At 56.4% G+C, this 26,918-nt stretch carries 24 protein-coding genes; 8 read left to right on the top strand and 16 right to left on the bottom strand.

Annotated elements, in window-relative coordinates:
- The first annotated feature begins 44 nt into the window (after nucleotides 1-44).
- The 7 genes from I8E17_RS31760 to I8E17_RS31730 all read left to right on the top strand — a co-directional run bounded on the left by I8E17_RS31760 (nucleotide 45) and on the right by I8E17_RS31730 (nucleotide 6,186).
- Entirely contained in the window at nucleotides 45-902 is an 858-nt protein-coding gene (locus tag I8E17_RS31760) for an N-formylglutamate amidohydrolase (protein WP_209160206.1), read from the top strand.
- 4 nt (nucleotides 903-906) lie between these two features.
- Complete coding sequence (locus I8E17_RS31755; protein ID WP_229002312.1) at nucleotides 907-2,256, top strand: FAD-binding oxidoreductase; 1,350 nt, start codon at nucleotides 907-909, stop codon at nucleotides 2,254-2,256.
- 318 nt (nucleotides 2,257-2,574) lie between these two features.
- A complete protein-coding gene (locus I8E17_RS31750; protein ID WP_209160205.1) occupies nucleotides 2,575-3,324 on the top strand; it encodes a helix-turn-helix domain-containing protein in 750 nt (249 codons plus the stop codon).
- Between the two features lie 189 nt (nucleotides 3,325-3,513).
- Nucleotides 3,514-3,987, top strand: coding sequence for a transposase (locus tag I8E17_RS31745; protein WP_229002291.1), 474 nt, complete (start codon nucleotides 3,514-3,516; stop codon nucleotides 3,985-3,987).
- Nucleotides 3,984-4,340 (top strand): IS66 family insertion sequence element accessory protein TnpB, encoded by a 357-nt coding sequence (gene tnpB, locus I8E17_RS31740; protein ID WP_209160203.1) that lies wholly within the window; start codon nucleotides 3,984-3,986, stop codon nucleotides 4,338-4,340. Before I8E17_RS31745 ends, tnpB begins: the two co-directional genes overlap by 4 nt.
- 71 nt (nucleotides 4,341-4,411) lie before the next feature.
- The gene (locus I8E17_RS31735; RefSeq protein WP_209160202.1) at nucleotides 4,412-5,944 is read left to right on the top strand and encodes an IS66 family transposase; all 1,533 of its coding nucleotides are present in this window, start codon (nucleotides 4,412-4,414) and stop codon (nucleotides 5,942-5,944) included.
- A gap of 14 nt (nucleotides 5,945-5,958) precedes the next feature.
- On the top strand, nucleotides 5,959-6,186 hold the full coding sequence (locus tag I8E17_RS31730) for a hypothetical protein (protein WP_209160201.1): 228 nt from the start codon (nucleotides 5,959-5,961) through the stop codon (nucleotides 6,184-6,186).
- Nucleotides 6,187-6,240: 54 nt separating this feature from the next.
- Here I8E17_RS31730 and I8E17_RS31725 read toward each other — a convergent pair whose 3' ends face one another.
- The 11 genes from I8E17_RS31725 to I8E17_RS31675 all read right to left on the bottom strand — a co-directional run bounded on the left by I8E17_RS31725 (nucleotide 6,241) and on the right by I8E17_RS31675 (nucleotide 19,990).
- Nucleotides 6,241-7,809, bottom strand: a complete 1,569-nt coding sequence (locus I8E17_RS31725) for an ABC transporter substrate-binding protein (protein ID WP_209160195.1) — start codon at nucleotides 7,807-7,809, stop codon at nucleotides 6,241-6,243.
- Nucleotides 7,810-8,340: 531 nt separating this feature from the next.
- A complete protein-coding gene (locus tag I8E17_RS31720) occupies nucleotides 8,341-9,825 on the bottom strand; it encodes an NAD-dependent succinate-semialdehyde dehydrogenase (protein ID WP_209160194.1) in 1,485 nt (494 codons plus the stop codon).
- A 97-nt stretch (nucleotides 9,826-9,922) separates the two neighbouring features.
- A complete protein-coding gene (locus I8E17_RS31715) occupies nucleotides 9,923-11,056 on the bottom strand; it encodes an ABC transporter ATP-binding protein (RefSeq protein WP_209160193.1) in 1,134 nt (377 codons plus the stop codon).
- Nucleotides 11,057-11,139: 83 nt separating this feature from the next.
- Complete coding sequence (locus I8E17_RS31710) at nucleotides 11,140-12,177, bottom strand: spermidine/putrescine ABC transporter substrate-binding protein (protein ID WP_209160192.1); 1,038 nt, start codon at nucleotides 12,175-12,177, stop codon at nucleotides 11,140-11,142.
- A 39-nt stretch (nucleotides 12,178-12,216) separates the two neighbouring features.
- Nucleotides 12,217-13,011, bottom strand: a complete 795-nt coding sequence (locus tag I8E17_RS31705) for an ABC transporter permease (RefSeq protein WP_209160191.1) — start codon at nucleotides 13,009-13,011, stop codon at nucleotides 12,217-12,219.
- On the bottom strand, nucleotides 13,008-13,865 hold the full coding sequence (locus I8E17_RS31700) for an ABC transporter permease (RefSeq protein ID WP_209160190.1): 858 nt from the start codon (nucleotides 13,863-13,865) through the stop codon (nucleotides 13,008-13,010). The genes I8E17_RS31705 and I8E17_RS31700 overlap by 4 nt, the downstream gene beginning before the upstream one ends.
- Nucleotides 13,866-14,440: 575 nt before the next feature.
- Nucleotides 14,441-15,787 (bottom strand): aspartate aminotransferase family protein, encoded by a 1,347-nt coding sequence (locus I8E17_RS31695; RefSeq protein WP_209160189.1) that lies wholly within the window; start codon nucleotides 15,785-15,787, stop codon nucleotides 14,441-14,443.
- A gap of 120 nt (nucleotides 15,788-15,907) precedes the next feature.
- Complete coding sequence (locus I8E17_RS31690; protein WP_209160188.1) at nucleotides 15,908-16,708, bottom strand: ABC transporter permease; 801 nt, start codon at nucleotides 16,706-16,708, stop codon at nucleotides 15,908-15,910.
- Nucleotides 16,705-17,535 carry an ABC transporter permease gene (locus tag I8E17_RS31685; protein ID WP_247750043.1) on the bottom strand — a complete coding sequence of 277 codons (831 nt, stop codon included), beginning with the start codon at nucleotides 17,533-17,535 and terminating at the stop codon, nucleotides 16,705-16,707. Before I8E17_RS31685 ends, I8E17_RS31690 begins: the two co-directional genes overlap by 4 nt.
- A gap of 52 nt (nucleotides 17,536-17,587) precedes the next feature.
- Nucleotides 17,588-18,679, bottom strand: a complete 1,092-nt coding sequence (locus I8E17_RS31680; RefSeq protein ID WP_209160186.1) for an ABC transporter ATP-binding protein — start codon at nucleotides 18,677-18,679, stop codon at nucleotides 17,588-17,590.
- Nucleotides 18,680-18,760: 81 nt separating this feature from the next.
- Nucleotides 18,761-19,990: an ABC transporter substrate-binding protein gene (locus I8E17_RS31675; protein WP_229002311.1), complete on the bottom strand. Its 1,230-nt coding sequence runs from the start codon at nucleotides 19,988-19,990 to the stop codon at nucleotides 18,761-18,763.
- 63 nt (nucleotides 19,991-20,053) lie between these two features.
- On the opposite strand from I8E17_RS31675, the gene I8E17_RS31670 reads away from it, so the two are divergent.
- Nucleotides 20,054-20,869, top strand: coding sequence for an IclR family transcriptional regulator (locus tag I8E17_RS31670; protein ID WP_209160184.1), 816 nt, complete (start codon nucleotides 20,054-20,056; stop codon nucleotides 20,867-20,869).
- 840 nt (nucleotides 20,870-21,709) lie between these two features.
- On the opposite strand, the gene I8E17_RS31665 is transcribed toward I8E17_RS31670, so the two are convergent.
- The 5 genes from I8E17_RS31665 to I8E17_RS31645 form a co-directional block, all read right to left on the bottom strand.
- Entirely contained in the window at nucleotides 21,710-22,570 is an 861-nt protein-coding gene (locus I8E17_RS31665; RefSeq protein WP_209160183.1) for an alpha/beta hydrolase, read from the bottom strand.
- 67 nt (nucleotides 22,571-22,637) lie between these two features.
- Nucleotides 22,638-23,894 carry an MFS transporter gene (locus I8E17_RS31660; RefSeq protein ID WP_209160182.1) on the bottom strand — a complete coding sequence of 419 codons (1,257 nt, stop codon included), beginning with the start codon at nucleotides 23,892-23,894 and terminating at the stop codon, nucleotides 22,638-22,640.
- 160 nt (nucleotides 23,895-24,054) lie between these two features.
- Nucleotides 24,055-25,059 (bottom strand): ABC transporter substrate-binding protein, encoded by a 1,005-nt coding sequence (locus tag I8E17_RS31655; RefSeq protein ID WP_209160181.1) that lies wholly within the window; start codon nucleotides 25,057-25,059, stop codon nucleotides 24,055-24,057.
- A 74-nt stretch (nucleotides 25,060-25,133) separates the two neighbouring features.
- Nucleotides 25,134-26,018, bottom strand: coding sequence for a VOC family protein (locus tag I8E17_RS31650; protein WP_209160180.1), 885 nt, complete (start codon nucleotides 26,016-26,018; stop codon nucleotides 25,134-25,136).
- A 21-nt stretch (nucleotides 26,019-26,039) separates the two neighbouring features.
- The gene (locus tag I8E17_RS31645; RefSeq protein ID WP_209160179.1) at nucleotides 26,040-26,918 is read right to left on the bottom strand and encodes a fumarylacetoacetate hydrolase family protein; all 879 of its coding nucleotides are present in this window, start codon (nucleotides 26,916-26,918) and stop codon (nucleotides 26,040-26,042) included.

The raw sequence follows: 26,918 nt of genomic DNA, 5'->3' as shown, positions 1-26,918 counted from the left end.
CGTCGTGAAAGAATATTGGCTCACGCCACACTGGAGAACTTTAAATGCTTATGGATGTCAAATCGGGAGTGTTCACGCGCATCGACCCCACGGTCCCTGCCGCACCTGTCCTGTTCGAAACGCCGAGAAGCGGAGGAAATTATCCTCACGATTTTCGCACGATTGCTCTTCTGAAGGATCTGCAGCGCTCCATCTCGATGTATGTCGAAGAATGCTACCTGAATGTCGTTGATAGTGGCGCAACCTGGCTCTTTGCGGAATTCCCGAACATCTATATCGATCTCAACAGGCACGAACTCGATATCGATCCGGGCCAGCTGACCGGCGAATGGCCTGTGGATCTGCAGCCTGGTCCCAAGACCAAGACCGGCATTGGTCTCATCCCAACGGTCTGCGCAGGGACAAAGCCGGTCTACGATGCACCTCTCTCGGTCGCCGAAGTCGCAAGCCGTCTCGACAATTACTATTGGCCCTACCACAATGAGGTAACCCGGCTTCTGAGGAAGTTCAAAGCCGAGCATGGTATCGTCTATCATCTAAGCTGCCATTCGATGCCTGCCATGCCCTCGCCGAGCGCACCGGACGCAGGCCAGCGCCGATCGGACTTCGATCTGGGTGATCGCAATGGCCAGACTTGCGACAGGGATCTTCTTGAACTCGCAACCGAAGTCTTGCGGGGCTTCGGGTACCGGGTCACGCACAACGCGCACTTCATCGGTGCGGAAGCTGTCCGCAAGCACGGCAATCCAGCCGAAAACATTCATAGCCTGCAGATCGAGATGAACCGCAGCCTTTACATGGACGAAGCAACGTCTTTGCGCGGAAAAAAGCTTCCCGAGATCCAGAGCCATCTTAAGACGCTGGCGTCTCGAATTGCCGACCATGCACGTGCGAAGGGCTGATCTGATGGACGCTCTATCACGCGATATCCCATTCAAACTCGTTCGGGTAGACAGCAATGACAAGCTGCCCGAGCAAGCCGATGTCGTTGTCATTGGCGGCGGCATCGCCGGCATTTCGGCCGCCTACTATCTTGCCAAGAAAGGTCACAGCGTCGCCGTCATCGAAAAGGGTGCCGTTGCGGCCGAGCAATCCAGCAGAAACTGGGGCTGGGTGCGACAGCAGAATCGCGACGAGCGCGAGCTTCCCTTGGCGAAGTGGTCGCTCGCAGCATGGCAGGAACTTTCCGATGAAATCGGTCCGGATCTAAGCTTTGTCCGCAAGGGCCTGATGTATGTTACGAGCAGCGAGAAAGAGCTCGCCGGTTGGGAAAAATGGGTGAAGATGGCGGGCGGCTATGGCGTTCAAAGCCGCATGGTGTCGAGTGCCGAAATCAAGGCTGCCGCTACCGGCTCCACCACGCAATGGATCGGCGGCGTTCATTCTCCGACCGATGGGTTTGCCGAACCGACAATGGCGTGCTCGGCTATTGCCAAAGCGGCTCAGAGGCATGGGGCGACGATGCACCAAAACTGCGCCGCCAGAGGTATCGAAACTCAGGCCGGCAAAATACACAGCGTCGTCACCGAGAAAGGAAGCATCCGCACGTCACGCGTACTATGCGCGGCGGGAGCCTGGACCTCGATGTTCTTCCGTTGGCATGGGATCATCTTCCCGCAGGTTGGTGTAAGGGCAACGGCTTTCGCGACTAAGCCAGGCGCGAAGGTGATCGAAGGTGGTTTCTCCACCCCATCATTCACCTTCAGACCGCGCGCAGAGGGCGGCTATACCGTCTCCATCCGCGGGCGAGCAAAGGTCGAATTGACACCTCAGGCCTTCCGGTATGCGCAGCAGTTCATGCCAATGTTCAAGGCGCGCTGGTCAACGAGCCTGTCGCTCGGAATCAGCCGCTTCGCGGTAACCGGGCCCGAGGCTCTGGCCCGGTGGACTTTGAATAGCATTTCGCCTTTCGAGAAAATGCGGGTGCTCAACCCAGCACCGGACGCGAAGACGGTAAAGCTCGCCATGGACGCGTTGATGGAAAGCTTTCCGGAGCTTTCCGGAATCGGTGTGTCCCACGCTTGGGGAAGCTGGATCGACTCGACGCCCGATGCAGTCGCTACAATCGGTCCAGTTCCGCAATTGCCCGGCCTTTATGTGGCGTCCGGGTTTAGCGGGCACGGATTTGGCGTCGGACCTGGCGCAGGTCGGCTCGCAGCCGATCTGATCACAAACGAGGATCCAATCGTTGATCCCACCCCGTTGCGGTTCACCCGCTTCTCCGAGCATGACGTGGGCGCTCCGGCGGCCATGTAAGAACACCTCCCGCCTTCGGGTGGTGAATTCCAAGCCCATCTCATATAGTGGCACTGTACCGCAATTCGCGTGATGCCCAGCCGCATATGAGATGGGCTTTTTGCGTGGGGGAGCCCCGTAGCACGACTGCGCCTTTCCACCGCTAGGATTACTCGCCGTTTGGCCACCCACCACTTCAAGCAAATATGTGGGTCGGAATCCTTCTATTGTTTGACAGGATTGCGTGTTTGGACGAAGTATTAACACATCGCCTCGCGCAAATTCTGATAGTTGTCATGATGAAGCGCAAATCGTTCTCTTAACTGGAATTTTCGGTCGATGAAATTTTCCGCGTCTTCTTCAAATGCCGAACGCGCACTCGACATATTGCTGTTGCTTGGAGAGGTGGGGCCAGAGGGCTATAGCCTTGCCGAGATTGCGAGCCGGATAGGTACTGCGAAACCCGCGGCGCACCGCACTTTAGCGGCTATGGTGTCAAAAGGTTTTGCGGAGCCGACCGAGCGTTATGGACACTATCGCCTGGGCACCGCTGTACCGATGCTTGCGCGCCGGCAGGAACGACTTGAGCCTCTGGTCCAGCGATATCGTCCCGGCATGACCGAATTCGCCCGCAGAACCGGGTTCAATGTCTATCTCCTCGTTCAATCGGGTATCGACGCGATCTGCGCTGAGATGATCAGCCGCTCCTCGCGGCACCAGTTTGCCATGGGCCTCGGCGCTCGGGTGCCAATGGGCGTCGGAGCCGGCAGCCTCGCATTGATGTCGCTGCTGTCAGAGAATGTCGTTGAGCAGATCCTCGATGCAAACGCCGAGCGATATCAGGCACATCCTTCGATACGCCCCGTGGACCGCGACATTATTCGAAACCAGGTGCTTGAAGCAAAGCAGCGCGGATACGCCATCAATCAGGGCTTTTTCTTTTTCGGAGAAGGCGGCGTGGGCCTGCCACGAATGGCTTCAGGCATGTACGAGGTCAACATGGCCTTTTCCTTCAACGCACCGCTCGACATGATGAACGACACCTGGGTCGAGGATCAGGTTGGTCAGTTGCGGGAATGCCTGCCCTAACGCAGCCCGAGCCAGCTGATCAAACCGCGCCTGTAGCGCACTGACAGATCTTTTGCGTTCTAAACATTGAGAGGCCGGACAGTGGAAGCTGTTCCGGCCTCAAGGCCCTCGTGCCCTGCATTTGCTGGAGCGGGTCTAGATCGTAAGCGTCATCTTGACCCCACCTTCCGGATCACCTGGTGATTGACGATGTTGAGCCTGAACAGAGGGCTTGGACATATGTCGATTTCAGAGCTTACGCTTAAAACTAAGGATGAAGAGCCGGTTCGTCGGTTCGAGGTATTTACTGGAAGTGGTCGCCGCCGCGAATGGAGTGACGAACAGAAGGCGCGGATCATCGCGGAAAGTTATGAGCCCGGCGTGACCGTGTGCTCGGTGGCACGGCATCACGGGCTAACATCGCAACAGTTGTTCACCTGGCGACGGCTTGCCCGCAGGCCGCTCGATACAGCGCCGGACGAGGCATTGATGTTTGCGCCTGCCATTGTCGCCCCACAAGACATACCCCCGGCGAAAAAGGTACGGCGAGCACGGTCACCGAGGAAGGCTCATGGTGAGGCTGTGATTGAGCTGGAGTTTGGTGGTGCAATACTGAGGATTGCATCTGGCGCTGACGCCACGACGATTGCAGCCGTCATTGCGGCCATGAAGGCATCATCGTGATTGGTCCGTCCGGCGCGGTGAAAGTCATGATCGCCACCAAGCCTGTCGACTTCCGCAAGGGTGCAGAGGGGTTGGCGGCACTGGTGAAGGCAGAGATGGGAGCCGACCCGTTCTCCGGCACGATCTATGTGTTCCGGGCCAAGCGAACCGACCGCATCAAGTTGATCTTCTGGGACGGTAGCGGCGTGTGCCTGGTCGCCAAGCGGCTTGAGGATGGCGAGTTCCACTGGCCCCGGATGCAGGATGGTGCGATGCATCTGACATCCGCCCAGTTCTCGGCTCTATTTGAGGGGCTGGATTGGAAACGCGTCCATGTGCCAACCGAAACACGCACCCCCGTTATGGCAGGATAACGGCCGCGACAAATTGAATCAGCCGCATTCAATATCTCGTTTTGTGGGGCAAAATATGCTGTTCTTGCCCCATGACGATAAGGGCGGACGATCTTCCCAATGACCTGAACGCGCTGAAAGCGATGGTGCTTTCGCGCGAGGCGGAGAATGCCCGCCTGCGTCAGATCATCAAGGAATTGCAGCGCCACCGGTTCGGTCGCCGAGCCGAAACGCTTCCCGAGGATCAGCTTCTCTTAGGCTTGGAAGAAGCTGAACAGGTCGAGGCGGATGGTCTGGAAGCGAAAGAAGAAGCCTCTGCCGCTGTGCGCCAGGAACGTGTTGCCAAACGGCGAACGAACCGGGGTTCTTTGCCAGCTCACCTGCCACGCATCGAGATGATCGTCGATATCGATGACCATGCCTGCCCAGGCTGCCGCCATGATTTGCATCGGATCGGCGAGGATGTCAGCGAAAAGCTCGACATCGTTCCCGCTCAGTTCCGTGTGTTGGTCGTGCGCCGCCCGAAGTATGCCTGCCGGGCCTGTGAGGATGTCGTGGTTCAGGCTCCGGCTCCCGCCCGGCTGATCGAAGGCGGCATTCCGACCGAAGCAACCGTCGCCCAGGTTCTGGTCTCCAAGTATGCCGATCACCTGCCGCTCTATCGTCAGACGCAAATCTACAAGCGGCAAGGGATCGACCTCGACCGCTCGACACTCGCGGATTGGGTAGGCCGCGCCGCCTGGCATTTGCGTCCTGTTCATCAACGGTTGCTCGACGTTTTGAAGACATCTTCAAAGCTCTTTGCCGATGAAACGACTGCCCCGGTTCTCGATCCCGGACGGGGCAAGACCAAGACCGGGCAACTCTGGGCCTATGCTCGCGACGACAGGCCGTGGCGGGGAGACGATCCGCCCGGAGTTGCCTATGTCTATGCACCGGATCGCAAGGCCGAACGCCCGATGACCCATCTCGACGGTTTTGTCGGCATTCTCCAGGTAGATGGCTACAGCGGTTATCGCCCGTTAGCTGCCAAGAACACCGTATCGCTGGCATTTTGCTGGGCACATGTTCGTCGGCGCTTTTACGAACTGGCCGCTGCCGGTCCCGCACCTATTGCCACCGAGGCGCTACGGCGCATTGCCGAACTCTACAGAAACGAAGACGAGATACGTGGCCGCACGCAGGAAGAGCGCAGCATCGCGCGTCAGGAAAAGAGTCGTCCGATCACCGACAGTCTAGCGCCCTGGCTCACACAACAGCTCGGGCTCATCAGCCAGAAGACAAAGCTGGCCGAAGCGATCCGATACACCTTGTCGCGCTGGGATGGGCTGACCAGGTTCATCGATGACGGCCGCATCGAGATCGACTCCAACACAGTCGAGCGATCCATAAGACCAATTGCCCTCAATCGGAAAAATGCACTCTTCGCGGGTTCCGATGCAGGAGCCGAACACTGGGCGACCATCGCATCACTCATCGAGACCGCCAAGCTCAACGATGTCGAGCCGCTTGGCTATCTCGCCGACGTGCTTATCAGGATCGTCAACGGTCACCCCAACAGCCAGATCGACGAGCTGTTGCCCTGGTCATACAGGAGCGATAAAATCCTCCCGACAAAAGAATAGGCGTGGAGTGTGCCGTGACAGAGCAGAGCATCTCGTGGGAGCAGGATGGAATCGACTCCGGCTGGTTCTTCGCCGCGAATGTCGGCTCCGTGAGAAGCAGTTCCAGCTATCGTCCTGGAGGCTGGTGGTTCCTTCCAAAGTGGTTACCTGACACGGAAGAAAACGATGTCGGCCCCTTCAAAACCAAAACTGCCGCGTTGGCAGAAGCAGAGCGTCTGGCTGCCCACGAACGCACAAAATAGCAGTATCAGCCTCCACCCGCCGTGGCCCCAGAACAGCGCTTACTCTAGATCGCTCTAGTCTTCAAAGTGGGTCGCTTCGGTGACCAACGGTCCGAGCGACATCGATCCCTTGAGGTCAAAACCCCATTTGAGTTTTTGATTGTGGACCCACACCTGGCTTGTTTCGGTGATCGGAATCGCACATACGTTTTTCAGGATCAGTCTTTGAGCTTCTTGCCATAGGGCAATCTGCTTGGCCGGGTCGATCTCGGTTCGAGCTTCTCTGATCTGCTTGTCCGCAACGTTGCAATGACTGAAGTTCGTTACAGCACCTGGCTGGCCGACAATCGAAGCGGAATCGTAAAACTGGGTGAGAAAGATGTCGGCGATCGGGAAACGTGCCGCTCCGTAAAGCACGACCGGGCTCAGATCCTTGCGGATCATCTGGTGCCAGCTCGCGTGCTCGACGGGTTGCAACTGCATGTGGATGCCTGAATCCTCAACCTGACCCTGGAGGACCTGGGCAGTGGTCTCGTATTCCGGCAGCTGGCTCGACAGCATCGTGAACGTCAGGCCGTCCCCGAAGCCGGCCTCCTTGAGGAGGGCCTTTGCTTTTTCCGGATCATAGGGGAAGACGCCTGCATCCTTGAGATAACCCAAATTGTTCGATGGGATGACGGATGTCGGCCGGGTTGTGAACCGAGCGCCCTTGAATTCGGCGACTGCTCGCGGGTTGACCGCGTAGGCGAGAGCCTCGCGTACGCGGATATCGTCAAACGGAGGTTTTGTGATGTTGATATGGAGTAGGCCGACTTCCGCGGGATAGAACACATCGATCACCGCGCCCGGAAGCGGTTCGGTCCGCTGAAGCCAGTTCTTGTTGGCAAGACCTGCAGCGGCCTCGATTTCACCGGCGACGAAGGCAAGATCACGTGACGCATTGTTGTTGATGAAGCGGTAGTTGAGGGCGCTCAGCTTGGGGGCGCCCCGGAAGTAATCCTTGTTGGCAACGAAGGTGACGTTCTGACCGGCGACGATCGACTTGACTTCGAACGGACCAAACCCAACCGGCGCGCGAGCAAAACCTTCCTTTCGCTCTTCGAAAGCCTTCTTTGAGATGATGAAGCCGCCGGCGTAGTTCGTCACGAGGCCAAGCAGGTTCGGAACGCGCCGCGAAAGCGTGATGCGGACGGTGTGAGGATCGACCGCCTCAACCTTGTCGAAAGCCGCGAAATCGGCAGAAAATGCGGAGCGCTTCGGATCGCGAGCCTTGTCGAGGCTGAACACCACGTCATCAGCGGTGACTTCACCATAGCCAGCCTGCCATTTGACACCCGAACGCAACTTGAATGTCCAAACGAGCTTGTCGTCGCTGGATTGCCAGCTCTCTGCCAGATCAGGTTCGAGCGTTGCCGGATCGGTGGATCCCGGGGCAAACCGGACAAGCGCGCCGTAAATCCACGCGACCAGAGTTCTGTCTGATGTACTCGTCGCGTAGTGCGGATCGAGGGTGCCGACATCATTTGCCGCCGCACCCAATGTCAGTGTTGTCTTGGCGGCGAATGCGGGCGAAGGCCCCACCACACCACCGGCAAGGAGGCTGGCAAGAACCAGCGCGCCGAAACCCGTTTTCAAGTTGCTCATGAGCTCCCACTCCATCAAACGAAAGTGCATTCGAAGGCGCAGCCGAAACCACGGACAAACGTCCGTCGTTCACGACCTAGACCTCTTCAGGTTGGTTATAATTTAGAGGTAAGACTCGAGTGCGGATGCACCCCGGCTGCACCTCTCACCCTGGAACAGCTGGTTCATTGCCAAGCGCTCAGGGGCAGTTCCCACTTTTCTTGCCATTGTCCAAAACTGACCAGAGAATATAGATGGTGTCAACGAAATTCTTTTATTCGATATTATAAATCGAAAATGTTCTATTATTTAGAATTTAGACTGTGGGTGACTGGGATCTTTGTACTCTGTAAGAGGGATCGCTCGGGACACGTGCAGAAAATACGATGTCCGACCAGAAAGGCCGGCCTGGCAGGTCAGCCAAGCTCTCAAAGACTATGTCGTCAAAACAGGAAAAGCGGGCGAAACTTTCGCCCGCCACTTCTAAAATTCGGGAGCTTTTTCGAGTTCGCGTCGGTGGATTTCAATCACGAGCTCGGGACTGCTGGGAGGTCAGTCTCCGATACTTAAGCAAAGATATTTGATCTCGACGTAGTCATCGGTCCCATATTTCGACCCTTCCCTACCCTGCCCCGACTGTTTGATACCGCCGAAGGGCGCAACCTCTGTGGAAATCAGCCCTGTATTGATCCCTACCATCCCGTATTCCAGGGCCTCCGCGACGCGAAATACCCGCGAGAGATCCTTGGCATAGAAATAGGAGGCTAGACCGAACTCGGTATCGTTGGCCATCTCGACGACATCGTCTTCAGTCTCGAAGCGGAACAACGGTGCGACGGGACCGAAGGTCTCCTCCTTCGCCACTTTCATTGCCGCAGTCACGCCCGTGAGAACGGTCGGCTGGAAAAACAGACCACCACGCGCGTCGCGCGAACCGCCTACCGCGATCGCGCCACCCTTTTCGAGTGCGTCGGCGATGTGCTCCTCGACTTTGGCGACGGCTTTTTCAGTAATGAGCGGACCGGCCATGACGCCGTCCTCAAACCCATCGCCAACCTTTATGGCCGAAACACGAGCAGCGAGCTTTTGCGCAAACGCGTCATACACACCGGCCTGCACGTAGAGTCGATTGGCGCATACGCAGGTCTGACCATTATTCCGATACTTCGAGATCATCGCGCCGTCGACAGCCGCATCGAGATCGGCGTCGTCGAAGACAATGAATGGTGCATTGCCGCCAAGCTCCAGCCCGAGCTTCATGATCTGTTCGGCACCCTGACGCATCAGGATCTTGCCGACACCAGTGGAGCCTGTGAAAGTCAGCTTTCTGACCTTGTCATTCTCGGTGAATTCTCGACCGACGTCAGCCGATTTCGTCGAGGTCACGACGTTAAACAGGCCAGCCGGCAGCCCGGCGCGCTCTGCAAGAACAGCAAGCGCAAGAGCTGAAAGTGGGGTCTCCGATGCCGGCTTCGCCACGACAGAGCAACCGGCCGCGATGGCAGGGGCAAACTTTCGCGCCAGCATGGCATTGGGGAAGTTCCACGGTGTGATCGAGGCAACAACACCGATCGGCTGCTTCAATACGATGATTCGCTTGTCCTGCTGATGTCCAGGGATCGTGTCACCGTAGATGCGCTTTGCTTCCTCGCCGAACCATTCCACGTAAGACGCACCATACAGGATTTCACCTTTGGCCTCGGTGAGCGGCTTTCCCATTTCCGTGGTTACAATGACAGCCAGGTCGTCCGCATTCGCGACCAAGAGGTCAAACAGCTTTCGTAGGATGGTAGCTCGCTCTTTCCCTGTCTTTTTTGCCCAAAGCTTCTGCGCCTTGAAAGCTGCGTCGATGGCCACTGCGGCGTCTGCGCGCGTCATGTCGGGCAGGACGGCAATCACGTCTCCGGTGGACGGATTGGTAACCTCGAAACTGGCACCCGTTTCACCTCTCGCCTGCCACTGCCCTGCGATCAGTGCCTTGTCGGTCGCAAGCGTTGGGTCATTGAGTCTGGACAGAAGCGAATTTGAAATAGCCATCAATCAAACCTTTCATGGCATGAGAATGATAAGCGCTAATGGGGAGTCGATTGTCAGAGCTTCCCTGCAACAGCTGCCTTCCATAGCGCAGGGCTGTTCATTTTTTTTCTTGATCGGAAAGGAGATGAATCGCCGAAGACGGGCAAAACATATTGACCGTCTCGCCGGCGCGTAGAACACTCTCGCCCCGCGTATTACGGACGCGCACGACCATTGCCGCGCCCCCTTTGAGACGAACAGAATAGAGACGGTCGGCTCCGACATAGACGTCGCTCTCGATTTGACCCGTGAAGACCACGTCGTTGACGTCCCTACGCGTGAAGGTCAACGCTTCCGGCCGCATCGCGATGGTACAATCCGCGTCCACGACCAATCCAGCGATAGAGTTCAGTTTGAATCGGGATCCTGCTGCCAGAACTTCAACGACGTCATTTTGACGCTCCAGGACTTTCGCAGGAAGCATGTTCATATCGCCGATGAAACTGGCGGTGAACCTATCGCCGGGGCGCTCATAGATACCGACGGGGTCATCGACCTGTTGAATTACCCCGGCGCTCATCACGGCAATCCGATCCGACATCGTCAGCGCTTCTTCCTGGTCGTGCGTGACGAAGATGAACGTGATCCCTAGCCGGCGCTGCATCTCCTTAACCTCGATCTGCATTTCTCGCCGAAGCTTGAGATCAAGGGCGCCGAAGGGCTCATCAAGCAGGAGAACAGAGGGTTCATTGACGAGAGCGCGCGCCAGCGCGATGCGTTGCTGCTGGCCACCGGACAATTGCGACGGCTTTCTGCCGGCTGCATGACGCATGCGCACCAAATCGAGCGCTGCTGCAACGCGGTCACTCCGCTCGCTGCGGGGAACTCGCTTAACCGACAGCCCGAACGCGACGTTGTCTTCGACCGAAAGATGCGGAAACAGCGCATAGCTTTGAAAAACTGTGTTGGTGTTCCGCAGATGGGCAGGCTGCCCCGAAACGTCGCGGCCGTCTAGAAGGATTTGTCCCGCAGACGGGCTTTCGAAGCCCGCAATCATCCGCAGCGTCGTGGTCTTGCCGCAACCCGAAGGACCGAGGAAGGTGAAGAATTCACCCGAAGCTATCTTCAGGCTGAGATGGTCTACGGCATAGGCCGGAGGCGCAACCGACGTGTCAAACACCTTACAGACATCGACCAGTTCCACGGCCGTCCGCCCCGGGGTGACCGGTTTGCTCATTTCATCGTTGGACATTGAGAACACTCACCCTGTCGAGAGGCAAAGCAAATCCGTGACAGGCCAGTTGACCCGTCACGGAATGAACTATCGGCTTGGGATTACTGGGCAGTTTTCAGCTTCGTCCAACCGTCCTGATAGAGCTTCATGGCATCCCCGACATCAAGGATGAAATCAACCTTCTTCAGCTTGTCGGCCGGCGGGTAGATTGCCTGGTTCTCGGCCACTTCTTTTGGCAGCAGCGCCTTCGCTGCGTCGATCACTGTCGCTGCTTTGCTGAGGGTTGCTGCCTTGGCAGCGACCTCAGGCTTCATGATATAATCCATGAATTTGTAAGCTGCCTCAACATTCTTGGCGTTCTTGGGAATGGCAAAACCATCGATCCACATCGATCCGCCCTCGTCCGGAATGACGTAGTGAACCTTCGGATTTTCGGTGAGGACCTGGCTGACGTTGTTGTTCCAGGCTTGGACGATGCATGCTTCTCCGGAGGAAACAAGTTCGGGGAAGCTGCTGCTGTTGTATCCGCCGAGAACCTTCTTCTGCTCGATCAACGACTGCGTCGCCTTTTCGATTTCCTCGGGTTTGCTTGTTCCGGCATGGAAGCCGTTGACCTGAAGGGCGACGATATAGGCCGAAAGCATGTTGTCGAGCATGAATATCCGGCCCTGGTATTGCGGGTCCCACAGCGCTTTCCAACTCGTTACCGGTTGTTTGACGCAGTCCTCATTATAGGCGAGCCCCGTGGTCCCCCAGACATAAGGCACGCTGAATTTCAAGCCGGGATCATAGGAGACGTCCTTGAAGGTGGCACCCAAATTGCCAAGGTTTGATAGCTTGGAATGGTCGAGTTCCAGCAGCAGGCCCTGTTTGGCGAGAACCTGCACTGCGTTCTGAGTGGGCTCGACGAGGTCGTAGCCGGAAGCGCCAGCCGACAACTTCGCCAGCATGGTCTCGTTGGAATCATAGGTATCCATGGTGACGTCGATGCCGGTTTCCTTGGCAAAGTCATCCACAATTTCCTGCGGCACCTCGCCGCCACCCCAGGCGTAGATGTGAAGCTCCTCGGCAGTAGCGCTAAGCGCAGTTCCCGTAAGAAGCAGGCTCGTAGTCGCAAGAAGAATTCCGTATTTCAGCATTGCAGTTCCCCTTTTCTTTTTTGGGTGTGTTGAAAGTCGTTATCCAGTGCCCCGAATTGTCTTCAGGTAGCGTCCCATGACGAGCAGAATGGCCAGGACGTTAATGGCGATCAGCATTGTGCCGAGCGCGTTGATCTTGGGTGTCAGTCCGGTCTTCAGCATCGAGTAGATCTGGATCGGAAGCGGCGTAGTGCCGACGCCTGAGACGAAGGTCGACATCACGAAATTGTCGAAGGAAATGACGGACGAAAGAAGCGTTGCCGAAAGGATGGCGGGCATCAGAAGCGGCAGCGTGACACGCATGAAAGTCTGAGCGCCATTGGCGCCGAGATCGGCTGCCGCCTCGTCGAGCCGAGGGTCGAGACCCGCGGCGGCGGCACGGACGATCAGAAATGCGAAGGGCACGGAAACAAGCACATGACCGGCTACGAGCGTCACATAGCCGAGTGTGATACCTGACCAAACGGTCGTCACCAGAAGACCAACCGCCAGCACGATTTCCGGCAGTACGAGCGGCGCGATCAGAATGGTCGAAAAAAGGTTCTTCGCGGGAAAGGATCGCTTGATGACGGCAAGCGCAGCGCTTGTCCCTATTGCTGTGCTGATGACTGCAGAGAGCACCGCGACAATCGCACTGACCTGAAGCCCGCGCTGGAGGCCGCGGTCGTTCAGCGCTTGTGCGTACCAGTCCATCGAGAAACCTGCCCACACGACGGTCGAGCGGCCGGCGTTGAAGGAATAGACGATCAGCACGACAAGCGGCGCGAACAGGAACACGTAGCCGAAGATTGTGACAACCGGGACATAGAATCCGGCGAGGCGGGAGAGCTTCATGCGTGCGCCTCCTCGACCCTACGCAGAATGCGCATGTAAAAGACGATGATGACCGAAGACACCACGAGCATGACGACCGAAACCGCGGCCCCCAGCGGAATGTTGCGAAAATCCAAAAAGAGTTGGACGATCAGGTTACCGAGGATGATGCTTTTACCGCCCCCAAGGAGCACGGGAATGGCATAGACGCCCATTGCCGGCACGAAGACGAAGAGCATCGCCGCCATTACGCCTGGGAGCGAAAGCGGAAACGTCACCCGCCAGAAAGCTTCGATCGGTCCGGCCCCGAGATCGTCGGCAGCCTCGAGCAAACGTTTGTTGATGCCAGAGAGCGCGGCATAGATCGGTAGCACAGTCGTCGGCAGGAACGCGTAGAGCATGCCAACCGTCACTGCCGGATAGGTCCCGATCATCCTGATCGGCTCATCGATCATCCCCATTCCGGTGAGAATGCCGTTAATCGTGCCGTTGCGTCCCATCAGGACCATCCAGCTCGACATGCGGATCATGAAGTCGATCCAGAACGGGATGAGCAGCAGTGCGAGCAGGAGCCCGGAATGCCTATCAGCACGAAATGCTATGAAATAGGCGATCGGATAGCCGATAAGAAGGCAAACAGCGGTCGATACCGCCGCAATCTGCAACGAGTTTACGAAGATCGGCAGATAAGTTGGCTGAAAAAGTTCGATATAGCTTGCGAGGGTAAAGCCGGTGACCGCGCCGCCATAGGCATCCCGGCCAGCAAAGCTATAGGCAGTCACCACCAGCAGGGGTACCGCAAGTAATAGCACTGACATGACGAGCGAAGGCGCCAGCAAAAAGAGTGTGACCAGTTCCTGCCGCCGATTTAACATTTTTTTCGCGCACTCCCTGTTTGAAGTAAGTCGGACCTGATGGCTCGACTTTGGCGACTAATGTCGCGTTCAGGCCTCTATCGAAAACGGTTACCTGACTAGCGATCATGTTGAATCCGGCAGGTACATTTTCTTCCAACCACACCGCTCATTCGATGTCCTGAGCCCGGAACGGCCCTAGACGACAATTCCCTCGATCAAGCCGATCAAAAGCGGGAGGAGTGAACCGGCACGCTGGATCGATGCATTTATTTCTGACCTAGTGAGGCTCGAACATTACGCGTGTGCAGACGAGGTGCGGCAATTGCCGCAGCGCAGCCCTCAGCGTCACATTCCCCTATTCGACTTATTTTTTGTTTCTATGAGAAAGGACAAAAAACGCACCAAAGTCAACTAATTCTTTTAATTGACACATTATTCCTATAATAATTCTGATTATAGAAATTTACGCGCACTGGGACGAGCTCTAAGTCAGCACGACTTTGAACCCATCACCCGCGAAATTGAAAAAATCTCGAGCGATTTTACCGCGAGCTGGCAAGTTTCCGGCTCGCGATATAGGCGCTGTCAATCGATCACAAGCTGGACAAGCCCTTGTCCATCGCATCGACGATCTCATCGATCTGCGACGCCTCGATGGTCAAAGGAGGCGACAGGATGATCATGTGACCGCCTTGGCGCACCAACACACCATTGTCTGCGGTTGCCTTGACGAAACGCTTCATCATCTCGGCGCCGAGCGGCGTCTTGGCGGACCGATCGGAGACGAGTTCGACCGCTGCCATAAGACCCCGACCGCGCACGTCACCAACCAGCTCGCGCTTGTCTTTCATGCGCTGAAGTCCGGCCATAAGGCGCTCACCGAGACGGCCGGCATTTTCGACCACGCCAAGCTCGCGGGTGAGCTTCAGCGTAGCGAGACCTGCGGCACATCCTGCAGGATGACCGGAGTTCGTGTATCCGTGGCCGACATTCGCGACCGGACCCTTGGTGTTCTCGAAGGCCTGCGCGACCTTTTCGCCGATCATCGTTGCACCGAATGGGAAGTATCCGGAAGTGATCGCCTTCGCCAGGATCATCATATCCGGCTTCACGCCCCAGCCTCTCACGCCGGAATCGAACCCGGTACGACCAAAACCTGTCACGACCTCGTCGGCGATCAGCAGCACGCCATACTTGTCGCAAACCTCGCGCACCATCGGCCAGAAGCTCTCGTGCGGGACGATGATCCCACCAGCACCCTGAACCGGTTCAGCGATAAACGCAGCGACGGTCTCGGGCCCCTGGAAGATAATCTCCTCCTCGAGCAGACGCACGCAAATCTGCGCGAGACGTTCCGGAGAAGTTTCGTCAAAAGCGTTGCGGTAGGTAATCGGCGCGGGAATGTGGAAGCAACCCGGCATTAATGGCTCGTAGTTGCGGCGCAGATGAGCGCCTCCGCTAACGGAGGAGCCGCCGAAATGGGTGCCGTGATACGAACGCTTAAGGGAGATGAACTTGTAGCGGTCGTTCTGCCCCAGGATTTTCCAATACTGGCGTGCAAGACGTAGAGCGGTTTCGACGGAGTCTGACCCGCCGGACGTGAAAAATACTCTTGCCATTCCGTCAGCGCCGAACCAGTCGTCGACGAGGGTCTGGGCAAGTTCTTCCGCCACGCCAGTGGTGTTGCCTTTGAACACTGACGTATAGGCCAGTTCTTCGAGTTGCTTCGTGATCGCCTGAGTGATTGATGGCTGGCTGTAGCCGAGATTGACGTTCCAGAGCCCACCGACAGCATCCAGCAGTCTGCCGCCATCGTCGGTGACATAGACGCCGTCGCCGGATGCGACGCGGCGCGGTGGGTCCATCAAGATTTCGGATGGCGTATCGAAGGGACGCCAAAAGGATTGGACAGAATTACTGTTCGCGATTTCGTTAGCCATTTTTCTTCCTCACTCTGCAGGTGACAGTTATTGGGACCGACGCCATCAGAAGCTTCGCATCGGCTATTTCGTTGAAGTAGGCGCAAGCCGGAGACTTCGGACCGGCTTGCGCGATGGCGGCTAGAGCCGCCTTTGCGACCGGATTCGGAAGAAGGCGATACCCAGCAGCGGCAGCCCGATCGTGATCGCGACCATCACCGTTCCCAGCGCATTGATCTCAGGGCTCACCGAGTCCCGGAGCATGCTGTAGATTTCAGTGGGAAGCGTTTCCGTGCCGATCGGCCGCCAAAAGATCGAGGCGGTGACGTTGTCGAACGACAGGGTGAATGACAACAGCAACCCTGCGACAACTGCTGGCATGAGCAGCGGAAGGGTGACTTCGCGGAAAACCTGCAACCGGTTGGCACCCAGCGTCGCAGCCGCTTCCTCAAAGGTCTTCTGGATTGTGATCAGGCGCGCATGAACGACCAGAACCACATAGGGCAGCGCCAGCATGATGTGGCCCATCAACAGCAGGCTGAAGTTGCGCGGCTGCTTGAACAACTGCATGAACAATAGAAGCCCCACGGCGAGAACCGTCTCGGGAACGAGAAGCGGTGTCAGCAGAAAGACGTTCATGAGGCGCTTGCCCCGAAATTCATATCGGGCAAGCGCGATAGCGGCCAATACGCCCACGACACCGCAGATGCCGGCGGTCAAAAAACCGAGCACCAGCGACGTCTTAAGAGCCCGCATGACACTCTCGTTCTGAAAAAGCTCGGCGAACCAGCGGAGCCCGACCCCTTGCATGGGGAAGGAAGCAAAGTCGGCGGTGTTGAACGAAAGCAGGACTACCGCGGCGACGGGTCCAAAGAGAAACATGTAGACTAGCGCCGTGAAGATTTTTAGCGGCCAGCCAACACCGGGTTGATCAGCGTTCATCGCGTCAATCCTTTCGTGATGGAGCCGATGCCAAGGAAGCGGCTGTAAATGGCGGTGAGAAGCAGGAGCAGGAATGTCAATGCGAGCGACAAAACCGCGCCCATCGGCCAATTCAGCTCAAGGCTGATCGTGTCGGCGATGATGTTGCCGAACATGAAATTGTCCGGACCACCCAACAGGGCGGGCGTGATGTAGGTGCCGGCAGCCAGGACGAGCGACAGGAGGACGCCAGAGCATAGTCCTGGAAAGGACAACGGAAGCGTTATTTCCAGGAATGCCTGCCATGATGTGCAACCCAGCGTTCGAGCAGCGTGAAGCAAGTTCCGGTCGATGCCATCGAGGCTCACATAGATGTTCAGGATGATGTAGGGCAGCACAAAACTCAGTATGCCAAGGATCACCGAGAATTCAGTGTATAGAAGCTTGAGCGGGCTATCGGTCAGGCCAAGCCCCATCAGCAACGCATTTATGGCGCCGCGCTCTCCCAGAATATTGATCCAGGCAAGGTTTCTGATGATGAAGCTGATCCAGAAGGGAAGCACGAGCAAGATCAACAGGAACGGGCGCCAAACCCGGGAGCTGAAAGCGATCGTATAGGCCACCGGATAGGCGATAAAGACCGCGATCACCGTTGCCTCAACAGCGATGCGCATCGTCTTCCAGAGCCCAAGGTAGTAATAGGGATCCGAGAAGAACATTTTCCAGTTCTCGAGACTGAAGCCCGAAGCGTCCCGGCCACCACCGATATAGGTGTTGAAGCTGTAGCGGATCATGGTCGCTGTCGGAACGACGATCAGCAGAAGAAGCAGGATGATTGCAGGCGCCAAGAGTAGGAGGATGCGCAGCCTATCATTTTTTTGAGAATGAGCCGCCGCCATCTCAGCTCCTTCCTTCTATCGGAAGATATTGACCGTCAGCATCGAGGAGAGTAATCCGCGCCGGGTCGAAATTCAGTTCGGCAAGATCCCCGACATGAAGGGGATGGCTATTGTCACCAGCAGATGCAGCGACGCGTGTCCCTTCAAGATCGATGACATACGCTGTCTTGTCCCCAAGAAACGTCCGCTCGATAACCTTTCCGAGATGAAGCGCAGGGTTCGCCGATTGCTGAGCGGCGCTGACCTTAATATGCGCCGAGCGAACAACCGCCTCGATCGTATCGCCGACCTTAGCACCAACATTTCCGGATAGACGCGTTTGCACGCCGCCGATATCGATGAGGAAAGATCTTTCGGCGCTCTCAACGACCTTGGCTTTCAAAAGGTTCGCATGACCGATGAATTCAGCAACAAAACGGGACTTTGGCGTGCGGTATATTTCCTCAGGCGCACCTGTCTGAACGATGCACCCGTCCTTCATCACGACGACGAGGTCGGCCATTGCCAGAGCCTCTTCCTGATCGTGAGTAACGAATACCGTGGTGATGCCGGTGGCCTGCTGGAGGGCGCGGATCTCGCTTCGCATATCCGCGCGAAGATTTGCGTCCAGCGCCGAGAGAGGTTCGTCCAGGAGCAGAACGTCCGGTTTAGTGACGATCGCGCGCGCAATGGCGATGCGCTGCTGCTGACCGCCGGACAGCTGGAAAGGATAGCGATTTGCCGTATGCGGAAGCCGGACCATTTCGAGGGCTTCGGTAACCTGCCGCTTGATGTCGGCTTTTGAAAGGCCGCGATATTTCAGGCCGAAAGCGATGTTGTCGAAAACGGTCTTGTGCGGGAAGAGGGCGTAGTTTTGAAAGACGAGGCCGACATTGCGCTTGTGGACCGGGACGTCTGTGACCGGGCGACCGTTGATGAGGATCTCGCCGGTCGTGTTGCCGGCGAGGCCGGCGACCGAGCGCAGTAAGGTCGTCTTGCCGCAGCCAGAGGGTCCAAGCAGCGCGACGAACGCGCCGGTTTCAACGACGAGATTGATGTCGTTGACCGCAACGATTGGGCCGTAGCGGAGTGTGGTAGATCGAAATTCAAGCATGATAGTGTCTTAATCCTGTCGCGGAGCGGGGGCTGAGGTTCGCATTTGGCCGCCTCTGACGCGGCCATCTGCGCGAAAAGCTCATGCACCCCTGGCGACACGCCGCCACTGCGGCTCAAGCTTGTCGATCTGTTCTGCCCAGTAGGCTCCGTCGGGGATATTAAAGCCCTCGAACGTTCCACTGGGATCGAAGCCAGGCTGGTTCTTCAGCTGATCCGGGAAGTTCGTCTTTCTGGGATCAAGCGCAGAGCCGTTATTGGTGCGCATGCAATATTCGAAGTTGATCTCCGGCTTGAGCATGAGATCGAGGAGCTTTTCGCATGGCTCCATCGGTGCGCCTTTCAGGACGAACAAGTTCTGGACCCAGGCCTGGCACTGTTCGGGTTCGAGATATTCGATTGGATAGTTGTCCTTCTTCAGCGCAGCTGCCCGCGTCGACCAGGTCTCGGCGACGACAACCTCTTCCTTTGCGAGCAGGTCCATGACTTCCGAGCCGGACTCCCAGTATTTCTTGACGAGCGGCCGCTGTTCGCGAAGAGCCGCGAAAATCGCATTGGTGTCGCTGAGCTTGTTCGGGTCTTGGCCCGTGTAAAGCGCCGCCGACCAGATGCGGTCGAGTGCGTAGTTGCTCAATGCGATCTTGCCGGAGAAGCGCTTGTCCCACAGGAGCTTGTAGCCGAGCTTTTTAGCCTCCTCGCGCGAGACGTGTTTTGTGTTGTAAGCGATGCCGGTGGTACCGTAGAGGTAGGGAATCGCTGAGAGCTTGCCATTCGGCGTGAGCTTGCGCAGCTGCTCGATCAGCACCGGAGAAACAAGCTTGAGGTTCGGAATGTTGTCTTCATTGAGCTCAGAGTTGGCTCCCAGGTCTACATAGCGCTTGTACATATCGAAGCCAGCATTCGAGAAGACGCTGAGATCCCCGGCACCACCGGATTTCAGGCGAGTGATGATTTCGGTTTCGTCGCCAAACGTTCCTTCAACTACTTCAATGCCGGTGGCCTGGGTGAAGGGCGTGAAGACGACTTCATGCATGTTCTTCTTGCTCTGGCCGCCATAGCCGTAGAAAGTAATCTTCTCGCCGGCAGCCCAGCTTGGACCCGCACGCATTGCAACAAGCGCAACGGCCGACCCCAATCCGAGAAGATTGAAATTACGGCGGCTGATACGCGCTTCCATTGTGCCTTTATTCTCAGACATTGAGTTCCCCTTTTTGCTTTTGCAGTGGTCGACCGTCCGGAGCACCCGAACTGACTGGAATTCAGTGCCAATTAACGAATTCTTACAATCAGGCATCTTGCGATATTGACGCAAATCTGCAATTTTCTTCCAGAATACGGAAGAAATGATAACTCAATAACGGATTATCGCCAAATTATGGAAAATATCGACACGTCTCAATCAAGTCTGGGCAAGGCGGTCTTGCTATTGAAAGCTATAGCCAGGTCGGGGGCGGCTGGTGCCCGTCTTAAGGATATCGCCCAAGGTATGGATGTAAGCCTGCCGACGGTACATCGGCTGTTGAAGACCTTGATCAGTGAGGGGCTCGTCGAGCACTCGGACAAGAATTACCGCCTCTCGTATGAATTCTTCTGTATGGCCGCCAGATCCAGACAGATGAACAGCATTTCCGAAACCGCCAGACCATCTTTGTTGCGCGTGTTCGGTATGTTGAAAGAAGCCGTCATATTGATCGAAAGGTCTAAGTTTGACGCGATTTGCACCGATTGCTTCTGGGGAAGTCATCCTATCCGAACGTTCTATGGCGGTGTCGGAGGGCGCGTTCCATTGGGTGTCGGCCAAGGCGCACTGGCCATCCTTGCGTTCCAGCCTGACGAAGAGCGTGAACAGATCATTCGCTTCAACATGCCGCGTATCGCTGCCGAATACCCGATTGATGAGCTAGATCTGCGTACGATGATCAATGAAATCAGGGAAATGCGAGCTGCTGTGTTCGACTTCAACATCAACGACGGAATTTCTGCGATAGCGGTCCCGATTTTCGACCAACTGGGGATCGCGGTCGCGTCACTCAGCATTGCAGCTCCCCTGGTAAGGCTTTCGGGTTCGCGTCAGAAGACGGTAATTGACCTTCTGACGAAAGAGGCACGTCTGATTTCCCAGTCGTTGAACCCTCTTGGTCAGATCGAAGAACCGGTCATCTGGGGTGAAGCAGCATCCAAGCTGACTTGACGGTCATGATCCCCTGACCAAACACATCACTCTCTTTCTTGCTGCCTTCGCTCAAACCTAAAGTAACCAGGTTTTTTTCGTGGAAGGCACCAAGGCCTTCGGGAGCCAACGTCCGAGACATGGACACAATCGTTCGCTAAAATGCGCTCATGACGACCTGTCCTCAACGCTTTGTGTCTTGGCCATCCGTCAGCAAACGACGTCCAGTCCGCTGATTCAAACAAGCATATTAAACCGAGCGTCGCGAGCACCTCATCGTGCACTGGACAATGCATGTCTGCGACATCTCGCATTTTCCATCATTCAGTGATTTGGCACATCAGTCACACAAATTGTTCCGTATGCTGGAAATTTTCAACGTTCGTTCGGAATTTCGCGGCACGCCCGATTGTTGGAAAACCCATTTCGCTCTGAATTCCTGCCTGATCCGCCGACTGAATTTCACCACTCGTGCAAAAGTGCGATGTGTGAGTATTGCCGACGGAAGCACCGGATCAAGCGATGCGCGCAAATTTAGGCGCGCGCCAACAAAGCCGGCAGATTAGGATCGGAGAATGCAGGCGAACAGCTTCGCCGGCCCTCAGTGCTTGCGAGCTGTGCTCGAAAAATTCAATAGAATTGAAGTCCTTCAAAAATATTGCCGCAGTTGAAAGGGAATAATCCCGTTGACCCCGCTAATTTCAGTATCAGTGGCGTAAGAGGTATTTATGAAACAGCCGATGATACATGTTGCTGACCTCATAGTCTTCTGGATGAGGCTCCGCAGGCTTTATCTGGAAGAGGTCGGTGCCAACGGCGCGTCCAACCTGCTGCGCAACGACCTCAGAATTTCAGGTCCTCTTATCGTGACACTTTGCCGGCAGAGGGTCCGCAGGCCCCTGAGCTTCCGAATGGTTGAAGCCAATCGGCTACAAGTTCAGCTACATAGGATTCGACGCCATTGTAAAAGTGATCGCAGTTTGGAACGATGACGATGTCGACCTTCCCCCCGCATCGCTCCGCGAATTGTTCCGCCGGGTAAAGTTCCTGCGGCTCGCGATCTCCGCGGATGTAAAGGACAGGGCAAGTGATGAGCGAGGCAAGATCAAGTACATCCGGCAGATTGTCCACCTGATCGCAAAACACCTTGGCAGTCATGACGTGCCACCAGCCAGGAAAGAGCATTAGTTCCTCTCCCTTGCCCTCGGCCACCATTCGTCGCGCGGTTAAAAGCATTTCCTCGTAGCGATCACAAGCCATCAATCCGTTACGGCTGGCACGTTCGATCATCGTCTTTCCTCCTCGATGTGCGGACATCAGAACAAGCGCGGGAGTGTCCGGATGATCGGCCACATGACGAACGCCCAGCATGCCGCCATTGCTGTGCCCGATCACGATCGGTGAAAAAAATCCACGATCTTCGAGGAACGATCGGGCAAGAACATTGTCTTCGAGAGACATTTCCACAGTCGCGAACGCGTTGCCTTCAGGGTTCCTGCTATTGCGTGTTGTTAGCGTTCCATGTCCGCGCCGGTTGTATGCGAGACAAGTGAAGCCGATCGCCGTCAGCGCCGGAGGTAAAAAGCGGGAATGCCCCACATAGAAATTCATGGCATTGCCATGAAGGAGTTGAATAGCACCGCGGCTCTCTGCTGCATCGTAGAAAGCACCGTCCAAGGGTTGTCCAGTAGGGGTCGGGATCGAGATCAATTCCATTCTCATTTTGATAGTCCTTTTTATCGATCATAGATTTGAGGTTGGGCCAGCTCGCTCGTTTCGATAGAGCCCCTCAAGCCTTCGCCGCTGCCGACACGACATGGTCCGTCGGTCGGGCGTCATCGCGTTCCTTCGAAACCAGTATTGCGACCGCGCCGATAAGCGGAACAAAGCTGAGTTGAATGGCAGCGGCGTTACCCCAGCCGTACGCGCCGACAAGAGAGCCGAGAACGTATCCAGAGATCGAAGCTGGCAGGTAGACTGTGGTCACGAATATCCCGGAGGCCTTGGCAATATACGAAGGAGGAACGCGTCGCTGCATAAGTGAGGAGATATTGGCTATAACCGCTGTACCCGCGAACCCGACCAAGAAGCTCAAAATCGCATGCTGTGTTGGCGTCGATGCTACGTTAAACAGCATATAGCCGGCAAAAGCACAGCAAACCAATGCGATGAAGATGATCCATTTCTGGCTTAGCCTGTCTCCAAGATACGCTGCTGGTACGGCAAGAATTGCTCCCGCACCGAACATACTCATTGTAAACCCCACAGTGCCGGGCGCATGTTGAAGCTGCTTGGCGAGATAAGTAGGGTAAAGAGCAATATAGCCATATTGATAGACGCCAAAAGTCCCAGCCGCGATCGCGGCGAGCACCAAATTGATGCTCCAGACCCTCTCGGGGACGATGGCTGAGCTTGAGGAGACCTCTCGCGCCTGTTCTCGATGTTCCGTAAAGTCTTTGGGGACAAACGAGACCAGGATGGTGAAAGCGATACCTGCGAGACCGAAAACGATCAGTGGTACCTGCCAGTTATCATAACTCTGGAGAAGGCTTCCCGCGACCAGTGGTCCAATAAAGTTGCCAGCGCCAAAAAGGGCACTGAGGATGCCGAACATGAGGGCGCGGTGTTTTCGAAAATAGGCACCGGTGGCAGCGTACAGTGCTGCAATCTGCATGCCTTCGCCGACCCCGGTCAGAGCTCTGTAAATGAGCATGTCGGTGAAGCCGTGAGCGTACGCTGTCATGATCGTGAAGACCGAAAAAACCGCTATTGAGGTGATCATGACCGCTCGCCGCGACAGACGCTCCATCAGATAGGCGGCCGGGATTCCCGCTAGACCGATCCCCAGTGTGAAAATTGTTACGAGTAGCCCCCCTGTGTTCAGAGGAAAGCCATATGTCTGCATAACTGTTGGGAGGAGCAGCGAGAAGACCTGCCGGTCCATGGCATTCACGATGTAAGAGCATCCTAAAACGCCGAAGCAGATCAGCGCGAGCGGCAGTGGTAGATTCCTAGCGGCATAACGCGGTTGGCTATTGATATTCATATGGATCCCTCCTCCAGGGTTGTATTATCGAGAATTTCACTCGATTCCTCGCGGCTGCTCGCGTCGCGGACCTGCTTCCCGTTGTCAGCCGACCACTCGCATTGCGCGATGGCCCAGCTTATCGGACCGCTTAGCTTCGACACGCGGACAACCATAGCTGCTACTTTGAGGCTGCCTGATAGTAGCTCATGTCGTAATACTTTTCGGGGCCACCGAGTTGCTTTTTCGGCTCGGCGAATTCGCTACGCAGCTCCAAAACCTTAGCAACGCCCGCCCTATCAATCGCAGCGTCCTTGAAGAAGCCTGAACTTGAATCAAGCAGAACATTATAGGTCGTCTGCGCCAGCGGCTCGGACATGTCCGGCAGGTTTTTTCGCAGGATACCAATCGCGGCTTGCTTATTGTTGGGATCGTACAGCCAGTTCAACGCCTGACGATAGGCGCGGACATATTGTTTCACCTTCCCCTCGTTCGCCTTGGTCCAATCCCGACGGGCAGCCGCGACGACACCCTGATACGCACCGAGCGAGGTTGAAGTCGCACCGAGCACCGTGAACCCCTGCTGCGAGGCTGCGGCTTCGAAAGGAGACACGAGGAGGGTCGCCGCGATCTCCTTCTTCATCAGCGCTTCGAAGCGCTTAGACACACCGCCGGCTTGCACAAACTCGATATCCGAGGGCTCAATTCCCTTGTCGATCAGCATCTTGCGAAGCGCAAATGCGTATCCCGTCGTCAGCGCATCCACCCCGATCTTTTTACCTTTGAGATCAGAATAGGTCTTGACCTCCGGAACCGCCACAACGCTGAGAAAGCCGCTATCGCTGCCCATGAACGCGAAGATGTCGGGTATCTTTTGAGTAGGAGCTGCGCCCTGCCCTTCCGAATAAGCGATCACGTTATCGATGGCAGTCATTGCAATGTCGAACTTCCCATCGATCAGTCCGACCATTTGTGTCTTGGAATCTGGCGTCGGGGTGATGTTTACTGATATACCTTCAGCAGCAAATAGTTCTTGCTTCTGCGCCACAAAGATTGGCCAGTTGAAACCGCCTGGAAAGACGACTACCTCCAATGGCCTGTCCTCCTGCGCATTCGCCATTTTCGCTATGGGCAGGCCAGCTACACACAGAGACAGCGTCAACAAAAGATTTGTCGAAATATTCATATAGGTATCCTCCAATCGACTGGCAGTTTTAGATGCAGGCGTGAGCGGCAGGCCTAGACTCCGCCGCAGCGTGATCAATCCAGGAACCCATCCGGCGGCATTGACCCCCACATATTGGCGGCAAGCGGCACATCGGTCCACACCTTGCCGCGTTGAGGGAACTCTTGGTGAGTGCGCCTCGGCTCGTAGATTTCCAGCTCTTCGTTCACCCTATCGAGTTCGCAGAACAGTTCGATGATCTGACCGTCGGCATTACGATGGTAGGTGGAGATGTTGTGTCCGATACCGTGGCGAACGGGACCCCAGACGAGCGGTATGCGATCTGTCGCGAGCAAATCGCAGGCGTCGCGGATATGCGTCCAGTCCCGCAGTTCGAAGGCGATGTGATGCATCTTGTCAGTTTTGCCGGTGACCAGATTGATAGAATGATGGTCCGGCCCGCAGCGCAGAAAGGCGAAGAAATCGCCCATCCAGTCGCTGACCTTGAAACCAAGCACATCGCAGTAGAATTTTACGGCTGCCTGAATGTCGGTGACGTTGAAGGCGACGTGGCCGAGCCTGTTCGGCACGATCCCGCGATCGCGCGGTGCGACCCCGGCCGGCTCTGCCGCCACGAAGACCTCGACGCGAGTGCCCTTGCTGTCCTCGAAAGCGATCAGGTCGGAGATGTTCGGCTGGCTGTCGGAAAGCCTTCTGGTCTTGATGCCCAGCGCCTCGACCTGACTGGCGTAATCTCCAAGGTCCGCTCCGCCCGGAAGCTGGAAGCCGAGCGCGTCGCATGTCGACGTGCTTCCCGCTTTCAGCACCACCGTGTGGTGATCGCCCCCCGTCGACAGGTAGGCAGCATCCTTCTCTTCGCCGACAAGCGTCAGTCCCATGACCCGTGTGTAGTGGTCGACCTGGCCCTTGAGGTCGGCGGACGTAAATGTTGCATGCGTAATTCTGTTCGCCTTGATCATTTTACTCTCTCATGGCTCCAATTAGACGAAGTTGTTTTCCAGTCGGCCCAGTCCCTGCACCGAGACGGTGACTACATCCCCTGCCGTGATGAATTCGGGGGGCCTTTTTCCAAATCCGACGCCGGCCGGCGTACCCGTCGCAATTAGGTCGCCTGGTTCCAGTGTCATGATCGACAGCAGGTGCCTTACGACATCGGCGACGCCGAAAATCATGTTGCAGGTATTGGACTGCTGCTTGACGATCCCGTTCACCATCAGTTCAATCGGCAGGTCCTGAGGATTTGCCACAAACCGGGCTGGTGTGATCCAAGGGCCTGTCGGCTGGAATTTGTCCCAGGCCTTCTGCATGACCCAATCGATCCCAACATGAGGCCGGGTCGCGATCCAGTCGCGTGCCGAAATGTCGTTGATGACCGTATAGCCCGCCACGAGCTCCATGGGATCGGGCGAACTGCCTTGTTCCGCCCGCTTTCCGATCACGAAGCCGAGTTCGGCCTCCCAGTCGACCATCCTCGGAAGGCTGGGGAGCTTGATCGTCTCGCCATGAGCGGCAAGTGACGTATTCGGGCGCAGAAAGGCATAGGGAAAGTCGGGAAGTGTCGTCACCTTCATCTCGGCAAGATGGTCCTTGTAGTTGGTGCCGATGCAGATGAGCTTCGGAGGATTGCCAAGCGGAGTGCTGAAGGTGATGGAAGACGGATCGCGGGCACCCTGCGGGAGGCCCGAAACGGCGCCTGCCAATTCACCGTCGAGACGCTGCCAGTCCCTGAAAACATCGAGCAAATCCGAAGGTGCGCCGTCGCCAAGAACCTCACTCAGAAGCCACACCCGGCCGTCCACCAGAACGAGGGGAGTGGGCTGGCCGTCTATCAGGCCCGTCGCCAATTTATAGTCTCTCAT

The organism is Rhizobium sp. AB2/73 (genome assembly GCF_020871915.1).
In the GTDB taxonomy this organism is placed as follows: domain Bacteria; phylum Pseudomonadota; class Alphaproteobacteria; order Rhizobiales; family Rhizobiaceae; genus Rhizobium; species Rhizobium dioscoreae.
The sequence above is the reverse complement of the archived record's forward strand: the minus strand, read 5'-3'. Positions and strand labels throughout refer to the sequence as shown.